This window comes from Pedobacter sp. (assembly GCF_041662865.1).
Taxonomy (GTDB): Bacteria; Bacteroidota; Bacteroidia; order Sphingobacteriales; family Sphingobacteriaceae; genus Pedobacter.
Genome location: NZ_JBAZRL010000068.1, coordinates 1 through 12,348, shown reverse-complemented (window position 1 = coordinate 12,348; position 12,348 = coordinate 1). Strand labels below are relative to the sequence as shown.

The following is a 12,348-nucleotide window of genomic DNA, read 5'->3' as shown; positions in this document are numbered from 1 at the left end:
TTCTACTAAAGCAGCGGAATCCAACACTTTGATAAAAGCTAAAGAATCGGCCTCCATATTTTTAGCTAGATATGCAGCAAAATTTTCTTTCTTTCTGATGTTTTGAAATTTCAATTTTACGGCATCCTGATTACCAGCTTTTAATTTATTAATCAACGTGCGGTTATTCATTCCTTCTTTTACAGCATATCGACCTGGTTTTATATTTTTTGCCAAGTTCATTTTATCAGCTGCTTCTTTAAAAGATTCTTCATTTTTTATAACTCCACTTTCTAATAAATCGTGTAAAAACCCATTGTAATCTGCACCAGTCTTTACATAGATGTAGCTTTTGTTAGTTCGAATATTAGGAGAGAAATAGAGTGAATAAAATTTAAGTCCAAAAAATCCAGCAATTGCTGCTATTATTACTACTACAACTACTATAATTTTAATATTATTTTTCAATGGTTTTTTCTCGTTATTCATTTTATGATTGACTACTGATTTTTTGGTTTGTTAGATAAGGTGATGTTTATTGAAGTGCCAATTTTAACTTTTATTAAGGTGTCTGCCACTAAAGGATATTGCAAAATTACTATCGCGTTTGCAGAGTCGGTAATTGCACCTTCATAAGTAACAGTTCCTAAAGTTAACATTGAACCTTTCAAGGAGAATCTAGCTTCGTCTTTTGTAAGCCCAACTAAATTTGGTAATTCAACATCTTCATTTCCACGACCATCTCCTAATGTTAAGTTAATTCTAGATCCAGTGGGTAAAACTTCTCCGCTTTTAATCAATTGGCCGCCAAAATATGCTTCTAAAACCACATCTCTAGCAACATCTGGTTTATAGGTAGTGTCGCCCAATTTTAATCGATAACTTTCTAAAATAGCTTGTGCTTCCCTTAAAGATTTAGATTCGATATCTGGAAATTTCACATTTGGCGCTTGTGAGGTATTTATTGTTAAGTAAATTGTTCTATTTCCTTTTACAAAGGTATTAGCATCCGGATCTTGATCGGTAACAATTCCAGGAGGCTTGTCCATAATATAAACCGAATCTATCTCATAACGTAAGCCTAATTCTTCTAATTTGCTAACAGCTTGTGCGAGTGTAAGTCCTTTCACTTCAGGTACATTCAAGCCTTCGCCGTGTTTAGTGTAAAATCGTAAACTAAAAAAAGCAATGGATAATATGGCTACAACCGTACATATTGCTGCTATTAGATTATTTCTGAAAGATTTTGTTTTAAGATATGCAATAAAGTTGCTCATTTATTTCTCAGTGATAGATGTATAATAGTCCAAATTTAGTTTAAAAAAATATTTTATCTCAATTAAAATCAAATCTGCATCAACTAATTTATATTTTTGGACATAAATAGTAAAGATTATCCGATGAAGAAAACAATTGCATTATTAACAGGTGGTACAACAGGCGAATGGGTGGTGTCTGTAAAAAGCGCTGCAACAATTGCTCAAAATATAGACGCGAGTAAATACGATGTGTATAAAATAATGCTAACAGAATCGGGATGGTTTTATGAACCAGCCGATTCAGTAAAAATTGATATCGATAAAAATGATTTTTCATTAACCTTAAATGGAAGAAAAATAAAATTCGATGGTGTTTTTATCGCAATACACGGCTCGCCTGGTGAAGACGGAAAATTGCAAGGTTATTTTGATATGATCGGCATTCCTTACACAACTTGTAGCGCCATAACTTCTGCAATTACTATGAATAAAGGTTATACAAAAGCAATAGTAAATGGAATTGAAAACTTAAATGTTGCTAAATCAATCCAAATATTTAAAAACATCGACTTCAATATTGATGATATTAAAAATAACTTAAAACTGCCATATTTTGTTAAACCAAATAGTGGGGGTAGTAGCATTGGCATGAGTAAAGTTAAACATGCTGATGACTTGCAAGTCGCATTGGATAAAGCGTTTAATGAGGATGATCAGATTTTAATTGAAGAATTTGTAGAAGGCAGAGAGTTTTCGGTTGGTGTTTTTAAAACCAAAGGTGAAATTATTGTTTTACCAGCTACAGAAGTTATTCCTGCAAATGAATTTTTTGATTTTGAAGCGAAATATACACCTGGAGCAACTGAAGAAATTACACCTGGTCGTATGACCGATGAAGAAAAAAACAGAGTTGAAGAAGTAGTAACAGCTGTTTATCAAAAATTAAATTGCAATGGAGTAGTACGAATAGACTATTTTTTGCAGAATGAGACTGGTAATTTTTACTTTATAGAAATTAATACCATTCCTGGGCAAACGGCAACAAGTTTTATTCCACAGCAAGTTGCAGCCATGGGAATAGAGTTAAAAGATTTCTATACGCAAATTATTGAAGAAACGATATAAATTAAATAATCCTATGCAGTGTAAACCGCATAGGATTATAATTTTTAAACCAAAGTTTTCTGCCATTTACCTCGTTTAAACAAAATAAATGCAGCGATTGTAATTCCAACTTCCGCTACTGGTATAGCAATAAAAACCCCAGTTGGTCCCATATTTAAATATTTAGCCAGATAGAAAGCAAATGGAATTTGGAACAACCAAAATGCAATAACATTAATTTTCGTTGGCGTCCAGGTATCTCCAGCACCGTTGAAGGCACTCACTAATACCATCCCAATTCCGTATAGTATAAAACCATAGCTTAAAATTCGTAGTGCTTCTACAGCAACAACCTTAACTTGGTCATCGGTAGTAAAAAAAGCCGCAAAATATTTACCGCAAGTCAAAAACAACACAGTAACACATGCCATAAATATCACAGCGTATTTCATCGTTACAAATACAGATTGTTGAGCTCTATCCATGTGTCCAGCCCCCATGTTTTGTCCAACTAAAGTTGCAGCAGCATTACTCAAGCCCCAAGCAGGAAGCATAAAAAACATCATTAAACGTAAAGCAGTCTGGTAGCCAGCAGACCCATGATCTCCGCCAGTTGTAGCTACCAATTCTGCTAAGAATATCCAACTGCAAGAAGCAATCACAAATTGCAAAATTGCAGGCGCTGCTATTTTAACAATCGCTTTGATTTGCTCCCAATGCGGTCTGAAATAAGAAAGTTTGATTTTTAGTGCACTATTTCCTCTTACTAAATGAAATATTTGATAGCCAACTCCAATCCCTCTACCCAATGCAGTTGCCATTGCCGCACCCGTTAAACCAAAAGCAGGAATCGGTCCAAAGCCTCTAATAAATAAAGGACATAAAATACAATTGGCAACATTAGCGATAATTAAACTCTGCATTGCAATAGATGCATTACCAGCTCCTCTAAAAATCCCATTAATTAAGAATAAAAGCATGATTATCATACTACTACCCATCATTATTTGGACAAAAGTAGTGCCTTGAAGAGCAGTAGTTTCTGTAGCACCCATTAATAATAAAAGTTCCTTTGCATAAATTAATCCAGCAACGCTGATGATTACATTGATGAAAACAGAAATAACGATGGTTTGCATACCTGCTTTTGCTGCTGCTTCTGGATTTTTCTCTCCAATTCTACGAGCAACTACAGCGGTAGCTGCCATGCTCATGCCAATGGCTAGTGAATAAATAATGGTTAAAACAGATTCTGTCAAACCAACTGTTTGTATCGCATTGCTACTATTGGGTAAGTGACCTACAAAATAAAGGTCTACTAAGGCAAAAACAGATTCCATCATCATTTCTAGCATCATGGGGATTGCTAAAAGAAAAATTGCCTTACGAATACTGATTGTTGTATAATCTGTTTCCTTGCCAATAATTGCTTGCCATAAAACAGTAAAAAAATTAGAAAAACTATTGTGAGTCTTTAAAGATTGTGACATATAATAAAATAAATAGGATAACCATGAAATGCTTAGTGTTAAGCATTAATTATTTGATAAAAGAATGTGGATTTAGCTTTTAACAGCCAAATTTTTCCCTCGAAACTATCATGGTCCGTTTGATTTTGATAAGCAAAAATATAAAAATAAATGAAACAGCAAATATTAATTTATTCTTATGTACTGATTAAGATACTATTAGCTAAATACTATATGCCTTAATCATTTCTTCGGTTACTTTGCAAGAACGTTGGGTTTGTAGATCAATCATTACGTATTCAAAAATTCCATCAGAAGATACTTTGCCAGTTGTTTTGTTTATAATTTCGAACTGAACATTACTGCCTTTTTCGTTCATTTCTAAAATGCCAGTTCGTACAATCATTTTATCGCCCATTTTTAACGGGCGTTTAAAGTTGATAATTACCTTAGCTACAACCCATCCAAAACCTTGTTCTGAAAATTTTTCCCAGCTCATGCCATAAAACTTCTCCATTTGCTCATAACGGGCAGCTAATACATAATCTAAATATTTACTGTTATGTACATGGTTAAACATATCTATATCGTCTGGACGAACATTTAACTCGGTTTCGAAGATGCTGAATTGATTTTGAGTCATAGTTGTAAAAGTAAAGCATTTTTGTGATTTATTTGGTCTTGGTTTGCTACATAGACCTTTAAAATAATACATTTTCACTAGAAAACGCAGTAAATTTACTATGTAATACTTGTTTTACCCAGTTCCTCGTTTTAATAAAATCCATTATATAATAATTTAAATAAATTAAGATTAGGTTCGATTCTTCTTCGTAGTAAGTCCGCCTCTAGTCCGCCTCTAGTCCGCCTCTAGTCCGCATCTTTCCTAAAATAACGCGGACTATACGCGGATTTATTATGGTTTTACTAAGACCATAATACGAACAAACCTTACGACAAAAACTAATTCTCTTTTTGTTAACTTATGGCTTGACAATTTTGATAATTATTTCGGAAGGTCACATGACAATCCTTTCCATTTTCTTGCAACAGAAAGCTTAAATCCCTTAATTACTTAATGTTAAATATTCAATTACACATTTCTTATTCTTGTTTTTATACTAAACTTAGCTTATCTTTGCGCCACAATTAATTAATTTATAAACACTTTAGTATCATTCAAGAATGTATTTAAGTAAAGAAAACAAAGCCGAAATTTTTCAAAAACACGGCGAAGTAGCAACCAACACTGGTTCTGCTGAAGGTCAAGTAGCGTTATTTACATACCGTATTGCGCACTTAACAGAACACTTAAAGAAAAATCGTAAAGATTTCTCTACCCAGTTGTCACTTCAAAAATTAGTAGGTAAACGTCGCGGTATTTTGGCGTACTTATTTAAAAAAGATATTAATCGTTATCGTGCTATCATCAAAGCTTTACAGCTAAGAGATATCATCAAATCGGTGTAATGTTAATAAAAGCCATTCTTTTAGAGTGGCTTTTTTAGTTTAATACTCAATAATAAATATATAAACAAGGTCTATTAAAAAGAGGAAAAATAGACCACAACAATTTGTAAATGAATGTAATAAAAAAATCGTTTGATTTAGGCGATGGAAGAATTGTAGAAATTGAGACAGGTAAATTAGCTAAACAAGCTGATGGTGCTGTTGTAGTTAAAATGGGTAATACTATGTTGTTAGCAACAGTTGTATCAACCGTAGGTGCCAAACCAGGTACAGATTTTTTACCATTATCGGTAGATTATCAAGAAAAATATGCGGCTACTGGCCGTATCCCAGGTGGATTTTTACGTCGTGAGGCAAGATTATCTGACTATGAAGTGTTAATTTCTCGTTTGGTTGATAGAGCTTTACGCCCTATGTTCCCTTCAGATTATCACTCTGATACACAAGTAATGATTTCATTAATCTCGGCTGATAAAGATATCATGCCAGATTGTTTAGCTGGTTTAGCAGCATCTGCAGCTTTATCAGTTTCTGATATTCCTTTTAATGGTCCAATATCTGAAGTACGTGTAGCTAAAATCGATGGAAAATTGATCATCAATCCATTGGCTAGCGAATTAGAGCGTGCAACTTTAGAATTTATGGTTGCTGGTTCGGCTAACGATATAGGTATGGTTGAAGGTGAGTGTGATGAAATTCAAGAAGATGAGATGGTTGAAGCTTTAAAATTTGCACATGCTGCAATTAAAGTTCAATGTGCTGTTCAAGTTGAATTAACTGAAGCGACTGGCAAAACTGTAAAACGTGAATATAACCACGAAGATCATGATGCTGATTTAAGAGCTAAGGTTTTCGCTGATACTTATGATAAAGTTTATGCAATTGCAAAATCTGGTTCCAATAAAGATGAGCGTAAAGTAGGATTTACCGCTATCATCAACGAATTTTTTGAGGCTATGCCTGAAGATACTGCAGATTTAACTAAAGCAATGGCTAAGCATTATTACCATGATGTACAGTATGATGCAATTAGAAATTTATTGTTAGATGAAGGAATTCGTTTAGATGGTCGTAAAACAACTGAAATTCGCCCAATTTGGAGTGAAGTAGGTTATTTACCTGCTGCTCACGGTTCGGCAGTATTTACTCGTGGTGAAACCCAATCTCTTACATCAGTTACTTTAGGTAGCAAAGATGATGAGCAGATGATTGATGGTGCTTTCTTTAATGGTTACAACAAATTCTTATTACACTATAATTTCCCTGGTTTCTCAACTGGAGAGGTTAGACCTAATAGAGGTGCTGGACGTAGAGAAATTGGTCATGGTGCTTTAGCTCAACGTTCGTTGAAAAAAGTATTACCAGAAGGAGCAGAGAACCCTTACACTATTCGTATTGTTTCTGATATTTTAGAATCTAATGGTTCATCATCAATGGCAACTGTTTGTGCTGGTACTTTAGCATTAATGGATGCTGGTATTAAAATCAAATCTCCAGTTTCTGGTATTGCTATGGGTTTAATTACTGATGAGAAAACCGGTAAATATGCTATCCTTTCAGATATTTTGGGTGATGAAGATCACTTAGGAGATATGGACTTTAAAGTAACAGGTACTAAAAACGGTATTGTTGCTTGTCAGATGGATTTAAAAATCAATGGTTTATCTTATGATGTATTGACTAAGGCTTTATTACAGGCTAAAGAAGGTCGTTTACATATTTTAGGTGAAATGGCAAAAACCATTGCTGCACCTAACGAAGATTTAAAACCACATGCTCCACGTATCGTTTCTTTAAGTATCGATAAAGAATTTATTGGTGCAGTAATAGGCCCAGGCGGTAAAATCATTCAAGAAATGCAACGTGAAACTGGTGCATCTATCTCTATTGAAGAGGTTGGTAACAAAGGGATCGTTGAAATTTTTGCTGATAACAAGGCTGCAATTGATGCTGCCGTTGCACGTATCAATGCAATTGCTGCTAAACCAGAAATTGGTGCTACTTACCAAGGTAAAGTAAAATCTATCATGCCATTTGGTGCATTCGTAGAAATTATGCCAGGTAAAGATGGTTTGTTACACATCTCAGAAATTTCATGGGAGCGTTTAGAAACCATGGATGGCGTTTTAAAAGAAGGTGATAAAATAGAAGTTAAATTGTTAGATGTAGATAAACAAGGTAAAATGAAACTTTCTCGTAAAGTTTTGTTGCCAAGACCTGAAAAACCTGCAGCTCCACAAGCTTAATTCAATTGCCATCCAGAGCAATAGCGAAGGATCTATTTAAAAATTAAGCCCTTTCAGTTTTACTGGAAGGGTTTTTTGTTGCCTAAAGTTTCAGACTTCTTTTGTAACTTGCATGTATTGATATGAAAAGAAAAGAAAAGATAGTAGAAGAGCCTTTAGCTGACTACAAAAAAGCCGAAGAAGATTTATGCATAAAGCTTTATCTAGCTCTTATACAGAACGATTTCATACGATGGCAAGATTAATGAAAATGAATATCATGCTGAAATCTGCTAAAGTTGTCCATAAGAAAATGGATTAATAATATACACATCATTGCGAGGGTCTGAGCAGTCTTCTAAAACATTCGCTTTAAGATTGCTTCGTGCCTCGCAATGACGATAAACTAAAAAAATGAAACAAATTATAGCTCCTTCCATACTTTCTGCTGATTTTGCTAATCTGCAACGCGATACCGAAATGATTAATGCTAGCGAAGCAGATTGGTTTCACATTGATGTAATGGACGGTGTGTTTGTGCCCAATATTTCTTTTGGCTTTCCTGTATTGAAAGCCGTTAAAAAGCACGCTAAAAAACCATTGGATGTGCATTTGATGATTGTGAATCCTGAAAAGTATATTCAAGAATTTGCAAATGAAGGTGCTGATATTATAACCGTACATTACGAAGCTTGCACACATTTACATCGAGTAGTACAAATGATTAAAGCTGCTGGCTGTAAGGCAAGCGTAGCACTTAATCCCCATACTTCTGTTAGCTTGTTAAAAGACATCTTGGTTGATTTAGATATGGTTTTGATCATGTCAGTAAATCCAGGTTTTGGTGGACAACAATTTATACCACAATCTTTAAATAAGATTGTAGAATTAAGGAAAATGGCTAATGAAATTAATCATAATCTACTAATTGAAGTTGATGGTGGCGTTAGTGTTTCAAATATCGAAAGCTTAATTAAAGCTGGTGCAAATGCTTTTGTAGCAGGTAATGCTATCTTCGCAGCTGAAAACCCAACTGATATGATTGCTAATATGAAAAACATCGATATCACTTCAAATCAAATCTAATTTTCTTGAATGCGAAAAGTTTATCTGTTAATTCTAGCATTACTATTAGGATTTACGTTGGTAAATGCTCAACCTTTGGTAAGAGTTACAGGTGTAGTGCAAGATTTAAAATTTGATCCTTTACAACAAGTTACAGTCGCAATTCTTGGTCAGCAAGAATCTACGTTGACTGCTCCAGATGGAAGCTATACTATTTATTCTAAAACAACTTCTTTCACTATTAAATATAATCTACTCGGTTACAAACCGGTAGTAATTAAAATAAATGAAAAAGCTGCAGGCCGAATTGTGAGAGATATCACTTTAATTGCTAATATAAATGAATTAGAGCAGGTAACGGTAACCAATAGGCAAAATCAATTAAGTAACACAAGCACCATTAATATTGCTGATCTTGCTTCATTACCTTCAGTTTCTGGGAATTTTGAAGCTGTTTTAAAAACTTTACCAGGTGTATCCACCAATAACGAGTTGAGCTCGCAATACAGTGTTAGAGGGGGTAATTTTGATGAAAACCTAGTTTATATCAATGATGTGGAGATCAGTCGGCCAATATTGGTTAGAAATGGCCAACAAGAAGGCTTGAGTTTTATCAATAGTGATTTAGTAACAAGAGCTAAGTTTTCTGCTGGTGGTTTCGAAGCTCGCTATGGCGATAAATTATCTTCGGTTTTAGATGTGAAATACGATAAGCCTGATAGTAATCAACATGTTATAACTACAGGTTTTTTAGGAACATCCTTAAGCTCTAAATATGTAGCAGATAAAAGCTTCTTATTAATCGGTTTGCGCTATAAAAACAATAGTAGTGTGTTAAATAAGCAAGATAACAAAGGAAGTTATAGCCCAAATTTTGGAGATGCACAGTTACTTTATCAATACAATTTTTCAGATAAATTTAGTATAAGTGCCCTCGGTAATTATAATATTGGACAATTTAAGTTAATACCCGAAGATAGAGAAACTCAATTTGGTACGCTTGATACGCAACTGAGATTAAATATAGCTTACAACGGACAGGAAATAGATAGTTATCGTACAATAGGGAGCGCTGTAACAGCAACTTTTAGTCCACGGCCAAATTTGGTGATAAAATGGATTAATAGCTATTTTAACACTAAAGAAAGAGAACGGTTTGACATTGAAGGGAGATACATTTTTGATGAATTGGAGACAGGTTTTGGTTCTGCTGGTTTTACTTCTGTTCGGGTAAATAGAGGTATTGGAACCTATTTAAATTATGCTCGTAATAGCTTAAAATCACAAACATTCAGTTCAGAAATTAAAACGGATCAGAACTTTGATAACCATGTTTTTTCTTGGGGTGTACGATTAGAATTAAATAAATTTAAAGATGAATTAAATGAATATCATCTTACAGATTCGGCAGGTTATATTTTACCCTACGATACAAAGAATTTTTTCTTAGAACAATCTATTAAAACAGCTAATAAAGTGGATATTGATAATTTAACTGCTTTTATACAAGATAGTTACAGCTTAACAAAAAACACAGATTTACAATTAGGAGTTAGAGGAAGTTATAATAATTTATCCAATCAACTATTAATAAGCCCACGTTTATTATTAGCTTATCGTCCAGCTAGCGATAATAAAATTATTCGTTTTACCGCTGGAGTATATCAGCAAGCACCAACTTATCGTAGTATAAGAGCATACGATGGAATTTTAAATTTAAAACAAAAAGCACAACGCTCGTATAATACTTCAGCGGGTTTTGATTATGCTTTTGATGGTTTGGGTACACGATTAAAATTTAGTTCTGAAGCGTATTTTAAATATTCTGATAGATTAATACCATATGTAATTGATAATGTTAGAATTAAATATCTTTCGTCAGAAACGGCTAAAGGGCGCACATATGGTGCTGATTTTAGTGTTGGAGGTGAGTTTGTGAAAGATTTAGTTTCTTACTTCAGACTTTCTTTTATGAAAGCGGATCAAGATATCATTGGCGATTCATATGTAAAGAAAGATAAATCAGGTTCATCAATGGTGGTATATCCTGGTTACTTAAAAAGACCAACTGATCAGCGCATAAATTTTTCCGTCTTCTTTCAAGATAGGTTATTAAAAAGCCCAACTTACAAAGTACATTTAAATATGTTGTACGGATCTAGATTACCAATTGGCTCTCCACAAAGTGATCATTACACGGATGATTTCCAAATACCTGCGTATAAGCGAGTTGATATTGGGTTCTCCAAAGATTTTTTGGATGATGTTGCCTTGCGAAAACCTAAATTATTAGATAAATATTTTAGTTCGTTTATTGCTTATTTTGAGGTGTTTAATTTGCTCAATATTAATAATACAGTATCTTATTTGTGGTTAAAAGATGTAGACAATGTACAGTATGCTGTTCCAAACTACCTAACAGGTAGACAATTCAATTTTAAATTGATTTTAAAGTTCAAAAATCATCAATAATTGCGACTGATTTACTAGATTTACGCTCATTAAAATTTAAATAAAACATCATGATTTAACTTTAAAATTAACGACTAAATCGTGATAGCTTTATTACCATCGAAAACAAATTTATAACAATAAAAAATGAGACATAATTTTGGTGCAGGACCCTGTATTTTACCTCAAGAAGTATTTAAACAAGCTTCTCGAGCAGTTTTAGATTTCAAAGAAGGTTTATCAATTTTAGAAATTTCGCATCGTACTCCCGAGTTTGAAGGCGTAGTGGAAGAAGCAACAAAATTGGTAAAGGAACTTTTAAATGTACCATCAGGATACTCCGTTTTATTTTTACAAGGAGGGGCAAGTTTACAATTTGCAATGGTTCCAATGAATTTGTTGCCAGAAGGAAAAACTGCTGCTTATTTAGAAACAGGAGTATGGGCAAATAAAGCGATTAAAGAAGTTAAATTTTTTGGAAACGCTAATATTGTAGCTTCTTCAAAAGAATCTAATTATACCTTTATTCCTAAAGATTACTCCATTCCAGAAGATAGTGCATATTTTCACTGCACCTCAAATAATACCATTTACGGAACAGAAATGTTCACTTTACCGGTAACTAAAGTTCCTGTAGTATGCGATATGTCATCGGATATTATGAGTCGCGTAATTGATGTTTCTAAATATGATTTAATTTATGCTGGAGCCCAAAAAAATATTGGCCCTGCCGGATTAACCATTGTAATTGTTAAAGACGAAATATTAGGAAAAACTGGTAGAGGAATTCCTTCAATGTTAGATTATAAAGTGCATATAGAAGGCGGTTCGATGTACAATACTCCACCAGTATTTTCAATTTATGTAGCCATGTTGAATTTAAATTGGTTAAAATCTAAAGGTGGTGTAGCGGAAATTGAACAAGAGAATAAAGCAAAAGCTGATGCACTATACAAAGAAATTGATAGAAATCCATTATTTAAAGGAACTTGTGCAGTAGAAGATCGCTCGAGAATGAATGTATGTTTTGTAATGGAAAATCCTGAATTAGAAAAATCATTTGCAAAATTTGCAGACGATAACGGTTTCGAAGGATTAAAAGGACATAGAAGTGTTGGTGGTTTTAGAGCATCAATGTACAATGCACTTCCAATTACAAGCGTTCATGCTTTAATAGATTTAATGCAAACTTTTGAAGAAAAACAAAACAAGTTAAATTATGATTAAGATCCTCGCCAATGATGGCATAGACCCAATTGGGAAAAAATTACTAGAAGAAGCTGGTTTTCAAGTTGATACTCAAACAATTCCTCAAGATAAATTAGC

At 33.6% G+C, this 12,348-nt stretch carries 11 protein-coding genes and 1 pseudogene; 8 read left to right on the top strand and 4 right to left on the bottom strand.

Features of this window, described 5'->3' with window-relative positions; genetic code table 11:
* Together WC622_RS15395 and WC622_RS15390 are read right to left on the bottom strand one after the other, a co-directional pair.
* A partial coding sequence (locus WC622_RS15395) for an endolytic transglycosylase MltG (RefSeq protein WP_372820589.1) occupies window positions 1–468 on the bottom strand: 468 nt, incomplete at its 3' end.
* Window positions 469–479: 11 nt separating this feature from the next.
* Window positions 480–1,256, bottom strand: coding sequence for a PASTA domain-containing protein (locus WC622_RS15390; RefSeq protein WP_372820588.1), 777 nt, complete (start codon window positions 1,254–1,256; stop codon window positions 480–482).
* A gap of 123 nt (window positions 1,257–1,379) precedes the next feature.
* On the opposite strand from WC622_RS15390, the gene WC622_RS15385 reads away from it, so the two are divergent.
* Entirely contained in the window at window positions 1,380–2,363 is a 984-nt protein-coding gene (locus WC622_RS15385) for a D-alanine--D-alanine ligase (RefSeq protein WP_372820587.1), read from the top strand.
* 44 nt (window positions 2,364–2,407) lie between these two features.
* On the opposite strand, the gene WC622_RS15380 is transcribed toward WC622_RS15385, so the two are convergent.
* Window positions 2,408–3,832 carry an MATE family efflux transporter gene (locus WC622_RS15380; RefSeq protein ID WP_372820586.1) on the bottom strand — a complete coding sequence of 475 codons (1,425 nt, stop codon included), beginning with the start codon at window positions 3,830–3,832 and terminating at the stop codon, window positions 2,408–2,410.
* Between the two features lie 202 nt (window positions 3,833–4,034).
* Window positions 4,035–4,454, bottom strand: coding sequence for an acyl-CoA thioesterase (locus WC622_RS15375; protein WP_372820585.1), 420 nt, complete (start codon window positions 4,452–4,454; stop codon window positions 4,035–4,037).
* 542 nt (window positions 4,455–4,996) lie between these two features.
* On the opposite strand from WC622_RS15375, the gene rpsO reads away from it, so the two are divergent.
* The 7 genes and pseudogenes from rpsO to WC622_RS15340 form a co-directional block, all read left to right on the top strand.
* Window positions 4,997–5,281, top strand: coding sequence for a 30S ribosomal protein S15 (gene rpsO, locus WC622_RS15370; RefSeq protein ID WP_372820584.1), 285 nt, complete (start codon window positions 4,997–4,999; stop codon window positions 5,279–5,281).
* Between the two features lie 110 nt (window positions 5,282–5,391).
* Window positions 5,392–7,527, top strand: a complete 2,136-nt coding sequence (gene pnp, locus WC622_RS15365) for a polyribonucleotide nucleotidyltransferase (protein ID WP_372820583.1) — start codon at window positions 5,392–5,394, stop codon at window positions 7,525–7,527.
* Window positions 7,528–7,649: 122 nt separating this feature from the next.
* Window positions 7,650–7,772 (top strand): hypothetical protein, encoded by a 123-nt coding sequence (locus tag WC622_RS15360; RefSeq protein WP_372820582.1) that lies wholly within the window; start codon window positions 7,650–7,652, stop codon window positions 7,770–7,772.
* A 148-nt stretch (window positions 7,773–7,920) separates the two neighbouring features.
* Entirely contained in the window at window positions 7,921–8,592 is a 672-nt protein-coding gene (gene rpe, locus WC622_RS15355) for a ribulose-phosphate 3-epimerase (protein WP_372820581.1), read from the top strand.
* A 9-nt stretch (window positions 8,593–8,601) separates the two neighbouring features.
* Complete coding sequence (locus WC622_RS15350; protein ID WP_372820579.1) at window positions 8,602–11,043, top strand: carboxypeptidase-like regulatory domain-containing protein; 2,442 nt, start codon at window positions 8,602–8,604, stop codon at window positions 11,041–11,043.
* Window positions 11,044–11,169: 126 nt separating this feature from the next.
* Window positions 11,170–12,249, top strand: a complete 1,080-nt coding sequence (serC, locus tag WC622_RS15345) for a 3-phosphoserine/phosphohydroxythreonine transaminase (protein WP_372820578.1) — start codon at window positions 11,170–11,172, stop codon at window positions 12,247–12,249.
* Window positions 12,242–12,348, top strand: a pseudogene (locus WC622_RS15340) (3-phosphoglycerate dehydrogenase); the annotation flags it as partial. The gene serC and the pseudogene WC622_RS15340, both read left to right, overlap by 8 nt.

Coding starts and splice junctions, on each gene's coding strand:
- WC622_RS15390 (WP_372820588.1), bottom strand. CDS start 1,256: ATGAGCAACTTTATTGCATATCTTAAAACAAAATCTTTCAGAAATAAT.
- WC622_RS15385 (WP_372820587.1), top strand. CDS start 1,380: ATGAAGAAAACAATTGCATTATTAACAGGTGGTACAACAGGCGAATGG.
- WC622_RS15380 (WP_372820586.1), bottom strand. CDS start 3,832: ATGTCACAATCTTTAAAGACTCACAATAGTTTTTCTAATTTTTTTACT.
- WC622_RS15375 (WP_372820585.1), bottom strand. CDS start 4,454: ATGACTCAAAATCAATTCAGCATCTTCGAAACCGAGTTAAATGTTCGT.
- rpsO (WP_372820584.1), top strand. CDS start 4,997: ATGTATTTAAGTAAAGAAAACAAAGCCGAAATTTTTCAAAAACACGGC.
- pnp (WP_372820583.1), top strand. CDS start 5,392: ATGAATGTAATAAAAAAATCGTTTGATTTAGGCGATGGAAGAATTGTA.
- WC622_RS15360 (WP_372820582.1), top strand. CDS start 7,650: ATGAAAAGAAAAGAAAAGATAGTAGAAGAGCCTTTAGCTGACTACAAA.
- rpe (WP_372820581.1), top strand. CDS start 7,921: ATGAAACAAATTATAGCTCCTTCCATACTTTCTGCTGATTTTGCTAAT.
- WC622_RS15350 (WP_372820579.1), top strand. CDS start 8,602: ATGCGAAAAGTTTATCTGTTAATTCTAGCATTACTATTAGGATTTACG.
- serC (WP_372820578.1), top strand. CDS start 11,170: ATGAGACATAATTTTGGTGCAGGACCCTGTATTTTACCTCAAGAAGTA.